Source organism: Streptomyces sp. NPDC058195 (genome assembly GCF_042883525.1).
Classification (GTDB): domain Bacteria; phylum Actinomycetota; class Actinomycetes; order Streptomycetales; family Streptomycetaceae; genus Streptomyces.
Map to the genome: position 1 here is coordinate 179303 of NZ_JBHVVM010000009.1, position 20255 is coordinate 199557.

Genomic DNA, 20255 nt, shown 5'->3' on the forward strand with positions numbered 1-20255 from the left:
CGCCGCCCCGGTCACCCCGTCAGAGCTCGGTCGCCGCCCGGCGGGTCAGGCCGTACTTCGTCGCGATCGAGTTCCACATCGTCGAGGCCTGCTGCTTCGCCTTGCTCGCCACGCCGCTCTGCACGGTGGCCTGCTGCGTCTCGGAGGTCGTACGCGCCCTGCCGTGCTTGCACACCTTCTTGCCGTGCTTGGCCTGCGCGGCCCAGGCGGCGTAGTGGTCGTCGGCGGAGGCGGAGGCCTGCCACGCCCGGGTGAGGGCGTCGGTCAGCCGGGCGTGGTCCGGCAGCTGGTCGACGGACAGCTCGCCGAGCCGGGTGACCAGGTCGCGGCGCTGGCGGGCGGCGTCCTTCAGATCGGTCACCGCCTGGTCCAGGTCGGTGCAGCTCTTGGTCTTCTCGACGGCCCCGATGACCGCGGCCCGGCTGTTGTTGCTGTCGGCCAGCAGCTTGTCCAGCGCCTCGGCCTGCGGCTTCGCCGGGTCGGCGGGCGGCTGGGCGGGCTTCTCGGCGGAACCGCTCGCCGCGGCGACCGGCTGCTTGCCGTTCTTGGCCTCGTCGTCGCCGTTGCCGCTGATCAGGGCGCCCGCGCCGAGGCCGACGACGGCGCAGCCCGCCACGACCGCCGCGATCAGCGTGACGTGCGGCCGCTTGCGCCGCGCGGGCGGCTCCTCGTCCACCGGCCCGTACGGGGACTGCGGGGACTGCGGGGGCGGGGGCTGCGGGGTCTGGGGGGCGCGCGGGGCGCCCCGGTACGCGGCGCCGTGGTCGAGCCGGGGCATCTGCTGGGTGCCGCCGGCGGACTCGTCGTTGCGGAACAGGTTGTCGAACTCGGCGGGCGGCTGCCGGTCACCCGGGGCGCCGGGCCGGATGTCGTACGGAGCGCCGCCGGGCACCGGCGGGATGTACTGGGTCGCCTCGGCGTCCCCGCCCTGGCCGGGCTGCTGGAACGCCTGCTGCTGGGGCTGCGACGCGGTGCGGCCGAGGAACGCGGTCGACTCCGCGGGGTTCTCCGGGGGCAGCCCGCCGGGCACCGGCGCGATGTACTGCGTGGCGTCCGCGGCCCCGGCCGCACCCGCGCCGGGGGCCGCACCGGGTGCGGCCTCGGGCGGCAGCGGCTGCGCGAAGGGCTGCGGGGGCTGCTGTTGCGGCGGCAGCGGCTGGGCGGGCGGATACCCGTACCCCTGGCCGGGCTGCGCCTGCTGCGGAGCGGGCGGATACCCGTACCCCTGACCCGGCGGAACCTGGCCCGGCTGGGCCTGGCCGGGCTGACCGTATCCCTGGCCCGGCTGTGCGTACCCCTGGCCCGGCTGGCCCTGGCCATACGGCGGCTGGTCGTACTGGCCCTGGCCGTAAGGCGCCTGTCCGCCGTACTGCCCCTGCCCCGGCCCCTGGGGCGGGGGCAGGGCCTGGGACGGCGGCTGGGCCGGGTGCACGGCGTTCTGGTGCGCCGCCTGCGGCCCCCAGGAACCGCCCCACGGCTCTCCGCCCGCCGGAGCGGCCTGATCCGCGGGCCCTGGTATCCAGGGCTCGCCGCCGCCCGCGGGCAGCACGACACCTTCGTGCGCGGGCCGTTCAGCAGGGAACTGCTGCTCGCCGCCCTGTCCGCCGCTCTGCGTCACCGGGACTCCTACGTGTAAACCTACGGAATCGTCGGCTCACGCTATCGGGTGGTCGGCGCCGTCCGCCAAGCGTGTGCGGTCACTCACCACCCCTTCACAGGCGCTGTAACGCTCAGCGCCGTCATGACGCAGTTGACGGGGCGGCCGGACACCCGCCCCGGCCGTCCCCGCTCAGGCCGCCTGGAGTTCCAGCCGCGCGCCGAACTCCCGCACCGCCGACTCGTCCCCGTACGGCAGCAGCCGCTGCTGGAGATCGTCCAGGTACTCCGCTCCCCGGCTGGAGCGCACCGACCCCAGCAGCTCCATCGCCTGTGTGCCGGTGTGACACGCCTGTTCCACCTCCCGCATCTGCACCTGGGCCGTCGCCAGCAGCACCAGCCCGATCCCGCGGCGGCGGGCCCGGGACTCCGCCAGCCCCGCCAGGGACTCCTTCGCCCGGCGCGCGGCGGCTTCCGCCTGGCCCAGATCCCGGTGGCAGTGGGCCAGTTCGTCCGCGAGGTAGGCGTGGTCGAAGTGGGCGATCCAGTCGGGGTCGTCGCCCGTCTCCGGCTCGGCCTTCTCCAGGGCGGACAGCGCGTGACCGGTGACCTCCTGGCAGGTGCGGGCGTCGCCGAGCAGGGCGTGCCCGCGCGCCTCCGCCGCGTAGAACATCGCCTCCGCCCGGGGCGTGACGTGTCCGCGCGCTCCTTCCTGTGCGGCGCGGGCCAGTTGGGCGATCTCCCGGGGGTTGCCCAGCTGCGCGGCGAGATGGCTCATCGAGGCGGCCAGCACATAGCCGCCGTACGCCCGGTCGTCCGCCGCCTGCGCCAGCCGCAGCGCCTGGATGTAGTAGCGCTGGGCGAGACCGGGCTGGCCCGTGTCCACCGCCATGTACCCGCCGAGTTCGGTGAGCCGGGCGACCGCCGCGAACAACTGGCGGCCGACCGACTCGCGGTACGCCCCGGAGAGCAGCCCGGAGACCACGCTGTTGAGGTAGTGCACCAGGACCGGCCGTACGTGCCCGCTGCCGAAGCGGTGGTCGAGGTCGACCAGCGCGGCCGTCATCGACCGCACCGCCGCCACGTCCGACGCCCCGACCCGGGCTCCGGCGGACCGCGCCACCTGCGGGTCCGCCCCGGTGATCAGCCAGTCGCGGCTGGGTTCGACGAGCGCGGAGGAGGCGACGGCCGAACCGGACAGGAAGTCGCGCCGCCCGACGTCGCTCCGCCACAGCTCGCAGACCTGCTCGATCGCGCCGATCACGGTCGGGGCGAACTGGAGGCCGACGCCCGACGCCAGGTTCTTGCCGTTGGCCATGCCGATCTCGTCGATCGTGACCGTGCGGCCGAGCTTGCGGCCGAGTGCTTCCGCGATGATTCCCGGTGCCCTCCCACGTGGTTGCTGTCCGCGCAGCCAACGGGCCACGGACGTCTTGTCGTACCGCAGGTCCAGCCCGCGCTCCGCGCCGACCATGTTGACGCGGCGGGCGAGGCCGGCGTTGGAGCATCCGGCTTCCTGAATGAGCGCCTGGAGCCGTTCGTTCGGCTGGCGGGCTACGAGAGGCCTGGCTGCCATGTTTCCCCCTGAGGCCGCAGTGATGATTGAGCCGATCACTGCCCGGCGAATACGCGGAAAATGCACAGATTCATCGTGTTCATCACGGGCGTCTTCTTCGATGCCATTCGTGTCGGCATATGACAGAGGCCGACCGTTCCGAGCCCGCCCGACGGGCGCCCGCCGGTTTGCCCGTATGTGCTTACCCTTCCGGCCGGGCCCCGCCTACTGCGCGCCCCCGCCCATGCACCCATGCGCCCCGGATGCGGAATCGAGCGCCGTGAGAGCGCCTTTCACCCCCGTAACCCCGGTCATTGGCCGGAGTTGTGCTCAGCGTGGAAGAGCGCATCCGAACGGAAGAGTCCGTCGTCGTCACGGAAGTATCGGAAGTAACGGAAGTGGCGGAAACAGTCGTCAAGGAAACCACGAAGGTCCCCCGGCAGAGGGAGGGGCATCTGCTCGACGCGGCGGTGCAGTACGCGGAGGAACGGCACTGGGACGTGTGTCCGGGCACCTGGCTGGAGGCCGTGGAGGGAGCCGAGCGGTGCTCCTGCGGGGACACCGGCTGCGCGGCCCCCGGCGCCCACCCGGCGGGCCCGGACTGGGCGGGCCGGGCGACCGGGAGCGGGGCCGCGGCCCGCCGGATGTGGTCCCGGCGGCCGAAGGCGTCGATCCTGCTGCCCACCGGGCACGCCTTCGACACGATCGACGTCCCCGAGTCCGCGGGCTTCATGGCGCTGGCCCGGATGGAGCGGATGGACCTGCCGCTCGGCCCGGTCACGCACAGCCCCGACCGGCGGGTGCACTTCTTCGTCCTGCCCGGCGCCGCCGCCAAGGTGGAGGGACTGGTAAGGAAGTTGGGCTGGCAGGCGTCCGCCATCGATCTGTCCGCCCGCGGCGACGGCGCCTACGTGACGGGCCCGCCGACCCGCGTCGGCGGCTACGGAACGGTGCAGTGGGTCCGCCGTCCGACCGCCGCCAACCGCTGGCTGCCGGACGCGGAGGAGCTCATCAGCCCGCTCGCCTACGCCTGCGCCAGGGAAGCGGCCGACGCACGGGACCGGTCCCAGTAGAACGGTCTTTCGTAGGGTGGTCCCGTAAACGGGGTAAAACGGGGCCACTGAAAGGCATCAGGACATGAAGGACCGGGCACGGCCCGAACAGACGACGACGACGGCGACGGACGGTACGGGGACCGGGAGCGTGGGCGGACCGACCACTCCGCCCCCCGCCGTCCGCGTACAGGGCCTGTGGAAGCGGTTCGGCGAACAGACCGCGGTGGCCGGGATCGATCTGGAGCTGCCCGCGGGCAGGTTCATCGGACTGGTCGGGCCCAACGGCGCGGGCAAGACCACCACGTTGTCGATGGTCACCGGACTGCTCCGGCCCGACCAGGGACATGTCGAGGTCGCCGGGCACGACGTGTGGAGCGATCCGGTCGAGGTCAAGCGCAGGATCGGCGTACTCCCCGAGGGGCTGCGGCTCTTCGAGCGGCTCTCGGGGCGCGAACTCCTGGCGTACAACGGTCGGTTGCGCGGACTGCCGGGCGCCAAGGTGGACAAGCGCGCCACCCAGCTCCTGGACGTGCTCGGCCTGGCGGGCGCCCAGCACAAGCTGGTCGTCGACTACTCGACCGGCATGCGGAAGAAGATCGGGCTCGCGGCCGCGCTGCTGCACAACCCCGAAGTGCTCTTCCTGGACGAACCGTTCGAGGGCGTCGACCCGGTCTCGGCGCAGACCATCCGCGAGGTCCTGGAGCGCTACACCCGTTCCGGGGCCACCGTCGTCTTCTCCAGCCATGTGATGGAGCTCGTCGAGTCCCTCTGCGACTGGGTGGCCGTCATGGCCGCCGGGACGATCCGCGCCCAGGGCACCCTGGAGCAGGTCCGCGGCGAGGCGTCCTCGCTGCAGAACGCCTTCCTCGCGCTCGTCGGGGCCGGTGCGCGCACCACCGGCGAGTCCCTGGACTGGCTGGGCGGCACGCGATGAGTGTGCCCGGCACCCGGGCGGGCACCGCCCCCGCCCCCTCTCCGGCCGACGCCGAGGGGCTGGTCGGCGTCTTCGTGCGGCTGAAGCTGGCCCTGCTGCGCAACGGGCTGCGGCAGTCGGCCGGCCGGCGGGCCGCGTACGTCTCCTCCGTCGTCTTCGCCCTGCTGATCGCCGCGGGCCAGCTGATCGCGCTGATCGCGCTGCGCGGCAACGCCCATGCCTCCTCCGTCGTCGTCCTGCTGGCGGGCGTGCTGGCAGTCGGCTGGACCGTGATGCCGCTGTTCTTCCCGAGCGGCGACGAGACCCTCGACCCGAGCCGGCTGGTGATGCTGCCGCTGCGCCCGCGTCCGCTGGTCTCGGCGCTGCTGGCGGCCTCACTGGTCGGGATCGGGCCGCTGTTCACGCTGTGCCTGATGACCGGTTCGGTGGCCGCGGTGGCGTACGGGGCGGCCGGGGCGGTGTTCGCGGTGGTCTGCGCGCCGCTCGCGCTGGTGCTGTGCGTGGCGCTGGCCCGCATGGTGGCCACGGCCAACACCCGGCTGCTGACCTCGCGCAAGGGCCGCGACCTGGCGGTGCTCAGCGGGCTGGTGATCGCGGTGGGCTTCCAGGTCGTCAACTTCGGCGCACAGCGGCTCGGCCAGGCAGGCGGGCTGTCCTCGCTCGACCCGGTCGCGGACGTGGTGCGCTGGCTGCCGCCCGCCTCCGCGATCGGCGCGGTGGACTCGGCGTCGCGGGGCGCGTACGGGCAGGCCGCCGGGCAGTTGCTGCTGTCGGTGGCGGCGCTGCTGGCGCTGCTGTGGCTGTGGCAGCGGAGCCTGGCGAAGCTGATGACGGCGCCGGACGGCTCGACCCTGGCCGCGGCGGGCACGGCCCGCGAGAAGACCGGCAAGGAAGGCTCCCGGCTCTCCGGGCTGCTGCCCGCGGGGCGCACGGGCCCGGTGATGGAGCGCGGCCTGCGGTACATCGCCCGCGATCCGAAGACCAAGTCCGCCTGGGTCACGGCGCTGGCGGTCGGGCTGCTCGTACCTCTGTTCAACGCGCTCCAGGGCAACGGCTCGGTCTACTTCGCCTGTTTCGCCGCCGGGATGCTCGGCATCCAGATGTACAACCAGTTCGGCCAGGACACCTCCGCGTTCTGGATGGTCTCGCTGACGATCTCCTCCACCCGGGACGCCTACCTCGAACTGCGGGCGCGGGCCCTGACGTTGCTGCTGATCACACTGCCCTTCACGGTCGTGGTGACGGTGCTGACCGCGGCGGTGCTCGGCGAGTGGGGTGCGCTTCCGTCCGCGCTGGGGCTGTCGGTCGGGGTGCTCTGCGGGATGCTGGCGGTGGGTGCGGTGACGTCGGCGCTCTTCCCGTACTCGATTCCGCAGGACGGCGCGTTCAAGAACGTGGCGCCGGGACAGGCCGGACTCGCCTGGATCTCCATGTTCGGCGGGATGCTCGCGGCGGGGATGCTCTGCCTTCCGCTGGCCGGGATGACGATCTGGCTGCACGTCACGGACCAGCAGCCGTGGCTGTGGACGGTACTGCCCGCCGGGATCGTGTACGGTGCGCTGCTCGTCTGGGCGGGGCTGCGGATCGCGGCGCCGCGCACGGCGGACCGGCTCCCGGAGATCCTGGCGGCGGTCAGCAAGGGCTGAGCCCCGGCCCGTCCTGCCGCGGCCCAGCCCGGCCCGCGGCAGGACGGGCTACATCGGTACGGGTGCGCGGTCGCCGGGGGACTCCTCGGCGTGCCGCTCCAGAAAGGGCTCGACCGCCGCGCGCCAGCCCTCGGGCTGGTCGTAGTGGACGAGATGGCCCGCGTCGGCCACCTCCGCGTACTGCCCGCGCGGCAGTACGCGGACCATCTCCTGGGCCTCCGCCCGGCCCAGTTCGCCGTCGAGTCCGCGGAGCACCAGCGTCGGGCAGCCGACCTGCGCCAGCTCCTCCCAGTGCGCGTCGAACACCCAGGTCGCACGGGACTGGAGCATCTGGCGGCGGGAGAAGACGGGGCGCCAGCCGTCGGCCCGCTCGGCCATCACCTCGGCGAAGTACTCACCGCGGGCCGGGTTGGGCCGCTCCACCCAGGGATCGTCCTCGCCGAACCACTTGCGTACGTCGGAGAGCGTCGCGAACGGCACCGGCCAGGTGCGGAACCAGTCGTCCCACTCCCGCTGCGAGGCCGCCCCCAGCGCGGCGGCCCGCATGTCGCAGACGACCAGGGCCCGCACGAGGTCGGGGCGCTTCACGGCGAGCTGCCAGGCCGTCAGCGCCCCCATCGCGTGCCCGACCAGGGTGACGGGCGCGAGGTCGAGCTGTTCGATCGCCGCCTCGGCGTCGGCGACGTACACATCGCGGGTGTACGGGCCGTCGGCCGGTTTGTCACTGCGGCCGTGGCCCCGCTGGTCGAGCGCGACGGCCCGGTGCCGCTCGGCCAGCCAGCGCGCGGTCGGGGCCCAGTGCGCGGCCCGGCCCATCAGGCCGTGGAGCAGCAGAACCCCGGGGGCGCGATCGCCCTCCGCGCGGCCCTTGGGCGGCTCGGCGTACTCCCAGGCCGCGAGGCGTACCCCACCGGCCCCGGCCACATTGATGCGTCGCACCATCTGTCCTGGCACCCCCTTCTGATCCCTCGATCACCGCTCGACTGCCGCTCGATCACCGTGGTCGCACCGCGACCGGGGCCGCACCGCCTCAGAGTATCGAACTCATGTTCGAAAATAGGGTTCTGCCACGCAACACCGCTCGTTCGAGTGACAGCTCCGAAGGATTGATGCCCGTGGCGGAGGGGAGATCTTCACCGGGAGGCGGGCCACTCGGGGATGAGGGCCCGCAGGGACCGACCTTGAGAGCTCGGGGCTCCAGGTCGAAGCGGGGGAGGACAGGCCCCGGCGCCGCAGGGCGCCGGGGCCCTCTGCGTGGACGAACCGGACGGGAAACCGTTCGCCGCGGCGCGCGGCAGCGACGCCCGCCTGCGCACGCCGGACCTGCCGGACACGCCCGTGCGACTGCGACGGGTGCATGCGCCTGCCCCCTCCCCGGCCGCGCGGCCCAACGGCCGACACCCTCAGGTATGCCTCAGCGACAGCCTGGCACGCAATCCGCCGGAGCGCTGCGGTTCGGGACGGAAAAAGGAAAAGCGGACAGGCAGGGACACCCTCAGAACCTGCCCGGAAACGGGGACGGGGACGTGGCCGGGGACGGGGACGGGAACCAGGACGGCGGGCGGGCGCCCGCCCGGAATCAGCGCTTGCCCACGAAGACGTGGGAAGCGATCTCGGGCCCCAGCTCGGCGGCCTCACCGCTGCTGCCGACCAGCACCCCGCCGGGCGACTGCGTCACGCTGACCACCGCACCGGGCTGCACGCCCGCCCGCCGCAGCGTGTACATCAGCTGGGCGTCCGTCTGGATCGGCTCCCCGATCCGGCGCACGACCACCGTCTTGCCGTCGGCGCCCGGGTCCAGCTCCGTCAGGCTCACCATGCCCTCGTCGAGGAACGGATCGGCCTCGGCCTTCTCGCCCAGCTCCTCCAGGCCCGGGATCGGGTTCCCGTACGGCGACTCCGTCGGATGGCGCAGCAGCTCCAGCACCCGCCGCTCCACGGCCTCGCTCATCACGTGCTCCCAGCGGCAGGCCTCGGCGTGGACCTGCTCCCACTCCAGGCCGATCACATCGACGAGCAGGCACTCCGCGAGCCGGTGCTTGCGCATCACGCGGGTGGCGAGGCGGCGCCCCTCATCGGTCAGTTCGAGATGCCGGTCGCCCGCGACCTGCACCAGGCCGTCGCGCTCCATGCGCGCCACCGTCTGGCTGACCGTCGGGCCGCTCTGGTCGAGCCGCTCCGCGATCCGGGCGCGCATGGGGACCACGCCTTCCTCTTCGAGTTCGAGGATGGTGCGGAGATACATCTCCGTGGTGTCGATCAGTCCGGACATTCGTGCCCCTCGGTGCTGTGACAAGAAAAAGTCGTGCGCTGGCCCTGGTACCAATTCTGACGCATACCACCGACAACCGTGCCTCCCCGGCCGAACCCTGTGCGCCAGAGCCGCCGGGACGGTATTGACAGGTCACTGGTCCAGACCGCAACGTGATCGGCGGCACGGGCATCCCGTGTGTCTCCTCCCCGCTTCCTCCCGCCGGAAAGGGCCTCCTCGATGAGCGACAGCAAGCTGGCCGGTCAGTTCTTCGACGCAGCGATCGGCCTGCTGGAACGGGTACGCGACGAGGAGTCCGGCACCATCGCGGCCGCCGGTGCCGCGATCGCCGACACCGTGGCCGCCGGCGGCCGGCTCTTCGCCTTCGGCGCCGGGCACTCCTCGCTCGCCGCCCAGGACGTCGTCTACCGGGCGGGCGGCCTCGCCCTGATGAACCTGCTGGCCGTGCCCGGAACGGTCGGGGTCGACGTGATGCCCGCGACGCTCGGCTCCGCGCTGGAGCGGGTCGGCGGACTGGCCGGCGCGGTGCTGGACTCCAGCCCCGCGCAGGCCGGCGACGTCCTCGTGATCATCTCGCTCTCCGGACGCAACGCGCTGCCGGTGGAGATGGCGCTGAACGCGCGGGCGCTCGGCCTCAAGGTCATCGGCGTGACCTCGGTGGCGTACGCCGACACCACCCGCTCCCGGCACAGCTCGGGCGGCTTCCTGCGCGACCACTGCGACATCGTGCTCGACAGCAAGATCGCCATCGGGGACGCGGAGCTGACCCTCGAAGGGATCGAGGCACCGTTCGCCCCCGCCTCGACGGTGGTCACCAGCGCCCTGATGCAGGCCATGATGGCCGCCGCGGCCGAACAGCTCGTGGCGCGCGGCGTGGAGCCGCCGATGCTGCGCTCGGGGAACGTCGACGGCGGCCACGAGTGGAACGGCCGCGTCATGACGGAGTACCGCGACCGGATCTTCTACCGCCAGTAGGCCCTGCGGGCCCGCGCCGCTCAGGCCCCCCGGGCCGACAGCGCCTGCCGGAGGTCGACCGCCGCCGCCACCCGCACCGCCACGCTCTGCGCGTACACCGCGTCGGGCCGTTCGAAGGCGGTGCGGTGGGCGGACCGCAGGAACGTCACCACGCCCAGCGTGCGCCCCCTGCTCCGCAGCACCGCGCACAGCGCGTGCACGGCGTCCCCGGGCCACTGCCGCTCCGCCGCCCACGTCCCGGCCCCCGGCCCGCTTCCCGCGCTGGCCCGCACCGGCCCCGTACGCTCCACCGCCTGGAGCGCCGGGTGCCCGGCCGCGTACCGCAGCGGAACGCCGCCGCCGGTCACCGGCAGGCACGGCCCCGGCTCACCGGACGGTGTCTCCGCCGCCCGCACCAGCCGCTCCCCCGCGACCAGGTCGACCAGCGCGTGGTCCGCGAAGCCCGCGAGCGCGAAGTCCAGGTACACCGTCGCCGCCTCCATCGGGTCCTCGCACTCGCAGGCCGCCCGCGCCGCCCGGTGCAGCTGGTTCGACCGGAACCGCGTCCGGTCGGCCTCCGCCACCGCCCGCCGCTCCGCCGTCACGTCCTGGAACAGCCAGCCGACCCCCAGCGGCACCGGCTCCTCGGCCAGCGGCGACGCCAGCCGCACGAAACCGCTGCGCCAGCAGCGCCGCCGGTCCCCCTCCGCCGTCCGCAGCGTCACCCACTGTTCGGCGGGCGCCACGGGAGCGCCTTCGGCGAGCACGTGCTGCAACGCGCCCTCCAGGTCCTCGACGCCCTGCACGATCAGCTCGCCCAGCGGGCGCCCCAGCATCGTCGTACGGCCCACGCCCAGCACCCGGGCCGCGTACGCGTTGACGACCGCCGGGCGCAGATCCGCGTCGACGATCACCACGCCCCAGGACGCGTCCTCGAACAGTGCCTCGCTCAGCGCGATGGACCGCTCCAGGCCGATCTGCGCGTTCACCTCGGTGAACGCGCAGTACACCCCGGCCGGGGTGCCGTCCGCGCCCCGGACCCCGGCCGCCTGGGTCCGCACGAGCACCCGCCCGCCGTCCTTGCGCAGCAGCGCGAACTCATGGACCCGGCGTCCGGCCCCGTCCATGGCCGCCATCAGCCGGGCCTGGACCTCCCCGGCGTCCGCCCGCCGCACCGCCCACCCGGCGAACCCGGCCCGGCCCACGGCCTCCTCGGCGGACCAGCCGAGAATCCGGACGGCCTCGCGGTTCCAGTGAGTGATCGTGCCCTTCGCGTCGAACGCGCAGAACGCGGCGTCCATCCCGTCGAGCAGGGCGGCGAGCAGGGCGGCCCCGGCCTTCGGCCCCCCGCCCGGCTCCTCGTCGGGCCCGAGCGCCTCGGTCGTTCCCCTGCTCGTGGACGCACCCACCCGTACCCCCCGCAGGACGCATTCGGTATTTCCGCACGTCAGACCATTGAACTCGAAGCTGACCCGGCCCACACCGACTTCCCGGAAATCGGCTGCCGCATCGCGCCGAATTTAATTCGCTTGTGTGGCGCACGGGCGGTTCCTAGGCTGCTGCCAGCGAAGAAAGGAGGTGTTCCGGAAGTGATTTCTTCTCGGACTCGTGAGGTGGCTGCGGGCTGACGCCCGTTGTCGCGCTCTTTGCAGTGCAGGCCGGTCCGTCGGCCAATCCCAAGCAGTCACCGACCCGCAGGCTCGCCGGTAAGTCCGGCCGGCCCCTCCGTGAGGAGGGACCAGAGCCTGCGGGTTTCTGCGTGTGCGGGGCGGAACGGAACGGCTACGGACAGAGGCGTTCGACGCGCCACTGCTCGCCCTCGCGGACGTACCGCAGCCGGTCGTGCAGGCGGTTCTCGTGGCCCTGCCAGAACTCGATCGTGTCGGGGACGACGCGGAAGCCGCCCCAGTGCGGGGGCGCGGGGACCTGTTCGCCCTCGGGGTAGCGGGCCGCCAGTTCCTCGTAACGGGCGAGCAGCTCCTCCCGGGAGCCGATCACCGTCGACTGGGCACTGGCCCAGGCGCCGAGCTGGGATCCGTGCGGGCGGCTGCGGAAGTAGGCGACGGTCTCGTCGCGGCCGATCCGGTCCGCCCGGCCGGTGACGATGACCTGGCGGGCCATCGGGTGCCAGGGGAAGAGCAGGGAGGCGTAGGGGTTGGCGATCAGCTCGCGTCCCTTGCGGGACTCGTAGTTGGTGAAGAAGACGAAGCCGCGCTCGTCGTACTTCTTCAGCAGCACGGTCCGTGCGGACGGGCGGCCCTCGGGGGTGGCGGTGGAGACCACCATGGCGTTGGGCTCGTGGAGCAGGCCGCCGACGGCCACCTGCCGGAACCAGTGGGCGAACTGCTGCATCGGGTCGGCGGCCAGCGTGTCCTCGGTGAAGCCCTCGGAGCGGTACTGCTCGCGCATCGCGGCCGGATCGGTGGTGGAATCGGAGGAGGAGTCTGCGGTGGGCACGGGGCTCATCCTGCCCCAGTGGCCGACGCGGCCCGGCAGGGAGGGGTATCGCGAGGGCGCGCGGGGCGCGCGGCCAGCTCCCTGACGTCGGTGAAGCCCGCGAGGGTATCGCGAGGGCGTGCGGGGCGCGCCCGTACGAGGACGGGTGCTGTGCCGGACGTCACGCTTCCCCGCGTCGGGGGAAACCCGCCAGTATCTTGAGGCAGGCCGCTGAGGCCTGCGCAGAGCCGCCGACCGAGGGAGCCGCCATGTCCGACTTCGTACCGGGCCTAGAGGGAGTCGTCGCGTTCGAGACGGAGATCGCCGAACCGGACAAGGAAGGCGGTTCGCTCCGTTACCGGGGGGTCGACATCGAGGATCTCGTCGGTCACGTGTCCTTCGGGAACGTCTGGGGCCTGCTGGTGGACGGGGCGTTCAACCCGGGGCTGCCGCCGGCCGAACCGTTCCCGATCCCGGTGCACTCCGGGGACATCCGGGTCGACGTGCAGTCCGCGCTGGCGATGCTCGCGCCGGTGTGGGGGCTGCGTCCGCTGCTCGACATCGACGCGCAGACCGCCCGTGACGACCTGGCACGGGCCGCCGTGATGGCGCTGTCGTACGTCGCCCAGTCGGCGCGCGGGCAGGGGCTGGCGATGGTGCCGCAGAGCGAGATCGACAAGGCCGGTTCGGTGGTCGAGCGGTTCATGATCCGCTGGCGCGGGGAGCCCGACCCCAAGCACGTGAAGGCCGTGGACGCGTACTGGACGTCGGCCGCCGAGCACGGCATGAACGCCTCGACGTTCACCGCCCGGGTCATCGCGTCGACCGGCGCCGACGTGGCCGCCGCGCTGTCGGGTGCGGTGGGCGCGATGTCGGGGCCGCTGCACGGCGGTGCGCCGTCCCGGGTGCTCGGCATGATCGAGGAGATCGAGCGGACCGGCGACGCCACCGCGTACGTGAAGCAGGCCCTGGACCGGGGCGAACGGCTGATGGGCTTCGGGCACCGGGTGTACCGGGCGGAGGACCCGCGGGCGCGGGTGCTGCGGCGTACGGCCGAGGAGCTGGGGGCGCCGCGCTTCGAGGTGGCGCGGGCGCTGGAGAAGGCCGCGCTGGAGGAGCTGCACGCGCGGCGCCCGGACCGGGTGCTGGCCACGAACGTGGAGTTCTGGGCGGCGATCGTGCTGGACTTCGCGGAGGTCCCGGCGCACATGTTCACGTCCATGTTCACGTGCGCGCGTACGGCGGGCTGGTCGGCGCACATCCTGGAGCAGAAGCGGACCGGGCGGCTGGTGCGGCCCTCGGCCCGGTACGTGGGTCCGGGCACGCGCGACCCGCGTGAGATCCAGGGCTACGAGCAGCTGGCGGACCTGGGGAACTGAGGGAGGGGCGGTGCCCGGCCGCGGGGCCGGGCGCCGCCCGCTCCTTCCCCCGTCATCCGGTGCAGGTCAGATCCTTGGCGGGCGGCTTTTCCGGTGGCCGGGTAGCGGTTGACCTGGTCGTCGACGCGGGCGTCGCCGTACTCGCCGTAGAGCCCCTGGCGCATGGCGCCCGGCAGGGTGACGAGCCGGGAGGCGGGGAGCCTGGCGTGCGGCTTGAGGGTGGCGCGGCAGGTGGTGCGCGGGTCGCCGGTGGCGGCCACGAGCAGGGCCGGGACGTCCCTGTCCACCCGGGTCGGCCGCTCGCGGGGCCGGTCCCAGGAGGCGCACGGCGGGATGTTGTCGGTCATGGGGCCGAAGAGCGGGTGGGCGGCGCGGTCGCGTCCGATGTCCCGCCAGGAGGTCTCGGGGTCGCGGGGTGCGGCCCGGTCGCCGCAGAGGACCGCGGCCTGCACGCTGCCCGTCCGCGAGCCCGCGCCGGTCAGGATGGAACCGGAGGGCCTCGGCGAGCCCCGGTGACAGCCTGGTGGGGCGCCCCCGAGCGGCCTCGGAGAGCGCGGAGACGGTCTCACCGAGTTGGGCCCGGGTCGCGTCGTGGCCGTCGGCAGGCGACATGACGAACAGCAGCGGCAGGTGGGTGTGGTCGATCCGGAACGTATCGGTCCCGGTGCCGAGGGTCAGCGGCTCGCGGGCGGCGGCCCCGGCGACGCGGTCGACGGCGGCGAGCACCCGCGTACGGGTGCGGCCGAGGCGGTAGGTGTCGTGGCGGGCGGCGGCCCAAGGGCTGTCCCGTAGCCGCGCGGCACCCCGGCGCTCACTACGGCCACCACCCCAACTCCCTTGGCGCCAGCCCTACTTGTGCCGGATCAGTTCAGCTCGCGTTCCAGGATCTCCGCCCACTGCGCCACGACCTTGCGACGGCGTGCCGTGTCGTCGGTGAGGACGTTGGCCAGGCCCAGGCCGCGGGCCATGTCCAGGAGGCCCTGGACGGTTTCGCGTACGCCGGGCCTCGTCTCGTCGGCGGCGAGGAGTTCGACGGCGATGCGGTGGGTCTCGCGGCCGACGCGGGCTTCGAGTTCGGTGACGCGGGGGCGCAGCTGCGGTTCGTTGGAGGCGGCCACCCAGAGCTGGAGCGCGGCGCGGAACAGCGGCCCGGTGTACAGGTCGACGAGTGCGGCGACGACTTCGGCGCGCCCCTGGACGGGCAGGGCGCGCAGGGCGGCGGAGCGCTCCTCGGCGACGTACTCGACGGCCGCGGTGAACAGGTCCTCGCGGGTCGGGAAGTGGTGCTGGGCAGCGCCGCGCGAGACGCCCGCGCGCTCGGCGACGACGGAGACCGTGGAGCCCGCCCAGCCGTGTTCGGCGAGGCAGGCGACGGCGGCTTCGAGGAGGCGCCGCCGGGTGGCCCGGCTGCGGTCCTGCTTGGGGGTGCGGTCGGCGGAAGCGCGATCGCCGGGGGTGCGGTCCTGCCTGGGGGCGCGGTCGTTGGGGGGCGTCACAGCGTCCATGCGGGCTCCCGTCGTTCGAGAAAGGCCGTCATCCCCTCCCGCGCCTCGGCGGAGGCGAAGAGGGCCGCCGAGCGGGCGATGAGGTCTTCGGCGTGCTGGTCGAAACTCTCCAGCACAGTAGCCGTGACCAGCTCCTTCGACGCCGCCAGCCCCTGCGGGGAGGCCCGGCGCAGCCCGTCCAGTACGGGGACGAGCGCCTGGTCCACGTCGTCGGCGGCGAGGGTGACCAGGCCGATCCTGGCCGCCTCGGCCGCGTCGAAACGCTCGCCGGTGAGGTAGTAGCGGGCGGCGGCGCGTGGTTCGGTGCGGGGCAGCAGCGGCAGGGAGATCACGGCGGGGGCGAGCCCGAGCCGGGATTCGGTGAGGGCGAAGGAGGCGCCGGGCCCGGCCACGGAGATGTCGCAGGCGGCGAGCAGGCCGAGCCCGCCCGCGCGGACGTGGCCGGTGACCCGGGCGACGACGGGCTTGGGCAGGGAGACGATCCGCCGCATCAGGGCGACGAAGGCCGCCGGGTCGGGCGGTGCGGTCAGATCGGCGCCCGCGCAGAAGGTGTTGCCGGTGTGGGTGAGGATGACGGCCCGTACGGTGTCGTCGGCCGCGCAGGCGCCGAGGGCGGCGGTGAGCTCGCCGACGAGTCCGGCGGAGAGCGCGTTGCGGTTGGCGGGTGAGTCGAGGGCGAGGGTGGTGACGCCCCGGTCGTGGGCGGGTGCGGCGATCCGGCTCATCGGTCACTCTCCTCCTGCGGACCCGGCCCGCCGTCCGCGGGCCGCCTGCGGGCCATCGCTTCGAGGGTGGCAGCGGAACCAGGAACAATCAAGCGCGCTTGCATGATTCCTGCCGCCGCCCCCCTCTGCCCGGAGGCTCCCCGGCGAGGAACGGAGTGCGGGCCGCCGCCCACGGCGTTCCGGCCACCCCGCGCCGTACGCCCTTCGGCAACGGGCTTCCGCGGAGTGCCGGTCCTGACAGAATGAACGCCATGACTGAGACCCACGCGGCCCCCGCCCCTCTGATGCTGACGGTCTCCGGCGAGGACGACCAGGTCCATCTGCGCTCCCTGCGTGACTGGTTGACCCGGGAGGACCTGTTCCGCGGCCGGCTGTCCCTGCAGGGCGAGGCTCCGCGGCCGGGTCAGATGGGCGCCGCCGTGGAGGTGTTGATGGTGGCGGTCGGCTCGGGCGGTGCCGCCACCGTGCTGGCGCGCTCCGTGACCACCTGGCTGACCCAGCGGCGCGCCGACGTCAAGGTCACGGTGCAGACCCCGGGCGGAAGCCGGATCGTGGTCGACGTCAAGCGGGCCGCCGATCCCGAGCGGGTGATCGCCGAGACGCGCGCACTGCTGGACCGGACCGGGAGTTGACGCCGTGCCGAACTCCCGGGAAAGCCCGCCGAGTTCCTCCCGCGCACTGCTGATCGGCGTGTCGGATTACGCGGCACCCGGCCTGCCGGGCATCCCCGCCGCACGGCACAATCTCGACGCCCTGGCGGAGGTCCTCTCCGGCGAGCGCGGCCGGTTCCGTCCCGAGGACTGCCGCGTACTGGGAAGGAACGGCGAGGCCGTCGACCGGCACACGGTCGGCAGGGCGCTCGTCACGGCCGGGCGCGAGGCCGAGGAACTGCTACTGGTCTACTTCGCGGGGCACGGCCGGATCGACGACGAGAACAATCTCCACCTGCTGCTCACGGACACGCATCCCGAGCGGACCAACTACGCCACCGTGCCGTTCGACCGGCTCAGGAACGAGCTGAGGAAGTCCAGGGCCTCGACGAAGGTGCTCGTACTGGACTGCTGTTTCTCGGGCCTGGCCGCGCAGGGCATGGCTGATCCCCACGCCTCCCTCCTCGCTCCGTTCGAGGCGAGCGGCACCTTCACCCTCACGTCCGCCGCGCGGACCGAGCTCTCGTACGCCCCGCCCGGCGATCGGTACACCGCCTTCACCGCCGCCCTGCTGAGCGCCCTCGAACAGCCCGAGGCGCTCACCCTCGGCCAGATCCACCACCACGTCCGTCGGGAACTGATCCACGACGGCCTGCAGCACCCGCAGTTCCAGGCGGACAACACGGTCGGGGACGTCTTCCTGATGCGCGGGCCCGCCAAGAAGAACCCCCCGACCAACCCGGGTAGCCCCTCCGGCAGACCGGAAGTACGCGTCACCCGCGACAGCGGTCCCGCGCAGCGCGTCCTCACCGCCTTCATCAGCGCCGTCTTCCTCACCGTGGGCGGGCTGGCCGCGTACGAGGTCCCGGAGGACCTCGCGATCCTTCCCCTCCCGGCCCTCTTCCTCCCCTTCGGCCTCTTCGCCGCCTGGCGCTCGGTCAGAAGACACGCGCATGTCCTGATCACCCGTTCCGGAATGGTGCTGACGGACCGGAAGGAACGCCCGAACGAGATCCTCTGGAAGGACGTGGCCCACCTGGGGTTCCTGAAGGAGTTTCCGTACCGGAACGGGAGGGCGAAGGCCAGGACCGCCGAGGAGGTCCTGGCCATCCGCCTGAAGGAGGGATCCCCGCTGCCGGCCGAGGGCACCGTCCTGCGGTCGGGCCCCTTCCGGGACATCTCGCTCTCGTTCCGGGAGATCGGATACGTGGGCTTCCGGGTCGCGGACGTGGGTAGCGACCTCCCGGGGCTGCAGGACGCCGTCGAGCGGGTCGGCCGTCTGTCCGCCCTGTCCGACCGGGAACTGCGCGACCGAGACCCGCGGCTCCTCTCCCCCGCGGAGAACTGACGGGTCCGTGAGGGTGGAGGACGCCCCGTCGCATCGTCCGGACGACCGGTTGGAAGGCCGAAACCATGTCAGGAACCTGGAAGCCGGACGAGGACACGTCCCGCGTGCTGCTGATCGGCGTGTCGCAGTACTCGGACACCGGCCTGCCGCAGCTCCCAGCGGTCCGCAACAACCTCGATTCCCTGAAGGAAGCCCTCTCCGGCGAACGCGGCCGCATCCGCCCGGAGCACTGCCACGTCCTCGGTGGACACGACACGGCCGTCGACGCGAAGGGCCTCGACGACGCACTCGTCTCCGTCGGGGAGGAGGCCGACGACCTGCTGCTGGTCTACTACGCGGGACACGGCCTGCGCGACGAGGAAGGCAACCTCCACCTGGCGCTCACGGACAGCGAAGCCGAGATCCCCGACTTCACCGCCTACTCCCTCAAGAACCTCATGAAGGAGCTGTCACGGTCCCGCGCCAGGGCCAGGGTGCTCGTGCTGGACTGCTGCTTCTCCGGCCAGGCGGTGGGCGCCATGGCCACCGCCCGGGATCTCCTCTCCCTCCAGCTCGGACCGAGCGGCACCTACACGCTCGCGTCCACCACGGCGGACAGCCCCTCGTACGCCCCGCCCGGTGACCGGTACACCGCCTTCACCGCCGCCCTGCTGAGCGCCCTCGCACAGCCCGAGGCGCACACCCTCGACCAGATCCACGACCACGTCGTCCGCGAGGCGGACCGCGCTCACCTGCCACGCCCGCAGAAGCAGTCGGTGAACGCGACCGGCGGCATCGTCCTGACACACGGGCCGGCCAGGAGGAACGACCGTGAGAGCCGCCCGCCCTCCGGAAGAGCCGCGTTCACGGCGAAGGTCCACCGCCGCACCCGGTTCCCGCTCTTCACGATCTCCGTCACCACGGTCATGGTCCTCGGGCTGATCGCTCTTCTCCTTCGGTCCGGGAGGGAGATGCTCCGGGATCCGTTCATCCCGCAAACGGCGTTCGCCCTGCCTGCCGGTGCGATCCTGGCGGCCGTCGTGTGGCTGCTCGCGAAGACCGCCCGTGGACGCTCCGTCACCCTGGCGATCGACAGGGACGCCCTGACCATGAAAAAACCCGGGTGGCGCCCGGTCGTGATCCCCTGGGAGTGGATCGCCTTCCTCGGGATCCTGGACGTCTACTCCTACGAGCAGAGGAACCAGGGAACCAGGAGGGCCGGCAACGTCCTGGTCATCCGAATCAGCGAAGGCTTCGAGCAGCCCTTCCGGGAGAACTTCCTCACCTCTTCCCTGTACGGAAACGGAATTCAGCGCTCTCTCAAAAGGATCCGTTACGCCGGAATCCAGCTCCAGGACGTCGGCGCCGCCCCGGAAGAGGTCAAGGACGCCATCGACCGCTTCGGCCCCGTGTCCTGCCGGTCCGGCCAGTGGCTCCGCGAGCGCGACCGGAGATTCCGCACGGCCGTCGAACTGATCTAGCGCGCGTCACGGAGGCGGATCGTCCGCCATGAGGCGACGGTCAGCCCACCCTCCTGGCCAGCACCTGCCCCGGCCAGGTCCCGGACAGGAAGCGGTCGGTGGGGGTGAAGCCGGTGCGCTCGTAGTAGGCGACCAGTTCACCGCCGCCTCCCGCCCAGCAGTCCACCCGGAGCAGGTCCGCACCGGCCCGCCGGGTCTCCTCCACGGCACGGGCCAGCAGCGCCGCCCCGATGCCCGGGCCGGCGTACTCCCGGTGCGAGACCAGCAGCCGGACGTACCTCTCCGGCTCGTCGGCCGGCGGCATCGGCGTCTGCGGGCTGGGGCCGGAGCCCAGTGCCAGGGCTCCGACGGGTTTTCCGTCCAGCTCCGCGACGAACGGCAACTTCTCGGTCGTGTACTGATCGATCCGTGCCACCGCGCTGGGTATCCGGGAGTACGGCTTCGTGCCCCACTGCCCGGTGTTTCCACGGGTGTTCATCCAGGCCACCGCGGAGTCGAGCATGGCGAGAATGGCCGGTGCGTCGGCCGGGCCGCCCTGCCGGATGTGCAGGCCGTGCGTGTGGTCGTCCATGGCGGAAAAGTAGGCACATGCGCTCCCCCGGTCAGGGGCTGCCGGGCCGTCCGAACAACTCGCCGGGTCCGGCGGCCCCGGCCAAAGGCGGTGCGGAGTGGGGCGGCGCCGCACAGGGCATGTGGTATCCGCAGGACGGCATCGGCACCACGTGGGCCGACAACGGCAA

General features: G+C 72.9%; 18 protein-coding genes. 8 read left to right on the forward strand and 10 right to left on the reverse strand.

Annotation, left to right across the window (positions count from 1 at the left end):
* Nucleotides 1-19: 19 nt before the first annotated feature.
* Entirely contained in the window at nt 20-1618 is a 1599-nt protein-coding gene (locus ACFVWY_RS14415; RefSeq protein WP_389871286.1) for a hypothetical protein, read from the reverse strand.
* Nucleotides 1619-1789: 171 nt separating this feature from the next.
* Entirely contained in the window at nt 1790-3172 is a 1383-nt protein-coding gene (locus tag ACFVWY_RS14420) for a transcriptional regulator (protein ID WP_389871289.1), read from the reverse strand.
* Nucleotides 3173-3549: 377 nt separating this feature from the next.
* Between ACFVWY_RS14420 and ACFVWY_RS14425 the strand changes: the two genes are divergently transcribed.
* The 3 genes from ACFVWY_RS14425 (at nt 3550) to ACFVWY_RS14435 (ending at nt 6786) form a co-directional block, all read left to right on the forward strand.
* A complete protein-coding gene (locus ACFVWY_RS14425) occupies nt 3550-4224 on the forward strand; it encodes a bifunctional DNA primase/polymerase (RefSeq protein WP_389871292.1) in 675 nt (224 codons plus the stop codon).
* A gap of 64 nt (nt 4225-4288) precedes the next feature.
* Nucleotides 4289-5140, forward strand: coding sequence for an ABC transporter ATP-binding protein (locus tag ACFVWY_RS14430; RefSeq protein WP_389871295.1), 852 nt, complete (start codon nt 4289-4291; stop codon nt 5138-5140).
* Entirely contained in the window at nt 5137-6786 is a 1650-nt protein-coding gene (locus ACFVWY_RS14435) for a transporter (protein WP_389871298.1), read from the forward strand. Before ACFVWY_RS14430 ends, ACFVWY_RS14435 begins: the two co-directional genes overlap by 4 nt.
* 48 nt (nt 6787-6834) lie before the next feature.
* On the opposite strand, the gene ACFVWY_RS14440 is transcribed toward ACFVWY_RS14435, so the two are convergent.
* Nucleotides 6835-7728: an alpha/beta fold hydrolase gene (locus tag ACFVWY_RS14440; protein WP_389871301.1), complete on the reverse strand. Its 894-nt coding sequence runs from the start codon at nt 7726-7728 to the stop codon at nt 6835-6837.
* Nucleotides 7729-8365: 637 nt separating this feature from the next.
* On the reverse strand, nt 8366-9058 hold the full coding sequence (locus ACFVWY_RS14445) for a metal-dependent transcriptional regulator (RefSeq protein ID WP_389871304.1): 693 nt from the start codon (nt 9056-9058) through the stop codon (nt 8366-8368).
* A gap of 219 nt (nt 9059-9277) precedes the next feature.
* On the opposite strand from ACFVWY_RS14445, the gene ACFVWY_RS14450 reads away from it, so the two are divergent.
* Nucleotides 9278-10033, forward strand: a complete 756-nt coding sequence (locus ACFVWY_RS14450; RefSeq protein WP_389871306.1) for an SIS domain-containing protein — start codon at nt 9278-9280, stop codon at nt 10031-10033.
* Nucleotides 10034-10053: 20 nt separating this feature from the next.
* Here the strand turns inward: ACFVWY_RS14450 and ACFVWY_RS14455 are convergent, their stop codons facing one another.
* Nucleotides 10054-11421 (reverse strand): PAS domain-containing protein, encoded by a 1368-nt coding sequence (locus tag ACFVWY_RS14455; RefSeq protein WP_389871309.1) that lies wholly within the window; start codon nt 11419-11421, stop codon nt 10054-10056.
* A 373-nt stretch (nt 11422-11794) separates the two neighbouring features.
* Entirely contained in the window at nt 11795-12421 is a 627-nt protein-coding gene (gene pdxH, locus ACFVWY_RS14460; protein WP_389871430.1) for a pyridoxamine 5'-phosphate oxidase, read from the reverse strand.
* Nucleotides 12422-12717: 296 nt separating this feature from the next.
* On the opposite strand from pdxH, the gene ACFVWY_RS14465 reads away from it, so the two are divergent.
* Nucleotides 12718-13827 carry a citrate synthase 2 gene (locus ACFVWY_RS14465; RefSeq protein ID WP_389871311.1) on the forward strand — a complete coding sequence of 370 codons (1110 nt, stop codon included), beginning with the start codon at nt 12718-12720 and terminating at the stop codon, nt 13825-13827.
* On the opposite strand, the gene ACFVWY_RS14470 is transcribed toward ACFVWY_RS14465, so the two are convergent.
* The 3 genes from ACFVWY_RS14470 to ACFVWY_RS14480 all read right to left on the reverse strand — a co-directional run bounded on the left by ACFVWY_RS14470 (nt 13797) and on the right by ACFVWY_RS14480 (nt 16057).
* A complete protein-coding gene (locus ACFVWY_RS14470; protein WP_389871314.1) occupies nt 13797-14279 on the reverse strand; it encodes an alpha/beta hydrolase in 483 nt (160 codons plus the stop codon). The genes ACFVWY_RS14465 and ACFVWY_RS14470 overlap by 31 nt on opposite strands.
* Nucleotides 14280-14690: 411 nt before the next feature.
* On the reverse strand, nt 14691-15332 hold the full coding sequence (locus ACFVWY_RS14475; RefSeq protein ID WP_389871317.1) for a TetR/AcrR family transcriptional regulator: 642 nt from the start codon (nt 15330-15332) through the stop codon (nt 14691-14693).
* Nucleotides 15320-16057 carry an enoyl-CoA hydratase family protein gene (locus ACFVWY_RS14480; RefSeq protein ID WP_389871318.1) on the reverse strand — a complete coding sequence of 246 codons (738 nt, stop codon included), beginning with the start codon at nt 16055-16057 and terminating at the stop codon, nt 15320-15322. Before ACFVWY_RS14480 ends, ACFVWY_RS14475 begins: the two co-directional genes overlap by 13 nt.
* Nucleotides 16058-16308: 251 nt before the next feature.
* Between ACFVWY_RS14480 and ACFVWY_RS14485 the strand changes: the two genes are divergently transcribed.
* The 3 genes from ACFVWY_RS14485 (at nt 16309) to ACFVWY_RS14495 (ending at nt 19515) form a co-directional block, all read left to right on the forward strand.
* Nucleotides 16309-16689, forward strand: coding sequence for a hypothetical protein (locus tag ACFVWY_RS14485; protein WP_389871321.1), 381 nt, complete (start codon nt 16309-16311; stop codon nt 16687-16689).
* Nucleotides 16690-16693: 4 nt separating this feature from the next.
* Nucleotides 16694-18055, forward strand: coding sequence for a caspase domain-containing protein (locus ACFVWY_RS14490; RefSeq protein WP_389871323.1), 1362 nt, complete (start codon nt 16694-16696; stop codon nt 18053-18055).
* A 65-nt stretch (nt 18056-18120) separates the two neighbouring features.
* Entirely contained in the window at nt 18121-19515 is a 1395-nt protein-coding gene (locus ACFVWY_RS14495; protein WP_389871325.1) for a caspase domain-containing protein, read from the forward strand.
* Between the two features lie 40 nt (nt 19516-19555).
* On the opposite strand, the gene ACFVWY_RS14500 is transcribed toward ACFVWY_RS14495, so the two are convergent.
* Entirely contained in the window at nt 19556-20086 is a 531-nt protein-coding gene (locus tag ACFVWY_RS14500; RefSeq protein ID WP_389871328.1) for a GNAT family N-acetyltransferase, read from the reverse strand.
* Nucleotides 20087-20255 lie beyond the last annotated feature (169 nt).

What these genes read in the sequence shown, in the direction of transcription:
- ACFVWY_RS14485 (WP_389871321.1), top strand. Translation starts at nt 16,309, where the DNA reads ATGACTGAGACCCACGCGGCCCCCGCCCCTCTGATGCTGACGGTCTCC.
- ACFVWY_RS14475 (WP_389871317.1), bottom strand. Translation starts at nt 15,332, where the DNA reads ATGGACGCTGTGACGCCCCCCAACGACCGCGCCCCCAGGCAGGACCGC.
- ACFVWY_RS14445 (WP_389871304.1), bottom strand. Translation starts at nt 9,058, where the DNA reads ATGTCCGGACTGATCGACACCACGGAGATGTATCTCCGCACCATCCTC.
- ACFVWY_RS14480 (WP_389871318.1), bottom strand. Translation starts at nt 16,057, where the DNA reads ATGAGCCGGATCGCCGCACCCGCCCACGACCGGGGCGTCACCACCCTC.
- pdxH (WP_389871430.1), bottom strand. Translation starts at nt 12,421, where the DNA reads ATGCGCGAGCAGTACCGCTCCGAGGGCTTCACCGAGGACACGCTGGCC.
- ACFVWY_RS14465 (WP_389871311.1), top strand. Translation starts at nt 12,718, where the DNA reads ATGTCCGACTTCGTACCGGGCCTAGAGGGAGTCGTCGCGTTCGAGACG.
- ACFVWY_RS14435 (WP_389871298.1), top strand. Translation starts at nt 5,137, where the DNA reads ATGAGTGTGCCCGGCACCCGGGCGGGCACCGCCCCCGCCCCCTCTCCG.
- ACFVWY_RS14430 (WP_389871295.1), top strand. Translation starts at nt 4,289, where the DNA reads ATGAAGGACCGGGCACGGCCCGAACAGACGACGACGACGGCGACGGAC.
- ACFVWY_RS14495 (WP_389871325.1), top strand. Translation starts at nt 18,121, where the DNA reads ATGTCAGGAACCTGGAAGCCGGACGAGGACACGTCCCGCGTGCTGCTG.
- ACFVWY_RS14450 (WP_389871306.1), top strand. Translation starts at nt 9,278, where the DNA reads ATGAGCGACAGCAAGCTGGCCGGTCAGTTCTTCGACGCAGCGATCGGC.
- ACFVWY_RS14500 (WP_389871328.1), bottom strand. Translation starts at nt 20,086, where the DNA reads ATGGACGACCACACGCACGGCCTGCACATCCGGCAGGGCGGCCCGGCC.
- ACFVWY_RS14440 (WP_389871301.1), bottom strand. Translation starts at nt 7,728, where the DNA reads ATGGTGCGACGCATCAATGTGGCCGGGGCCGGTGGGGTACGCCTCGCG.
- ACFVWY_RS14420 (WP_389871289.1), bottom strand. Translation starts at nt 3,172, where the DNA reads ATGGCAGCCAGGCCTCTCGTAGCCCGCCAGCCGAACGAACGGCTCCAG.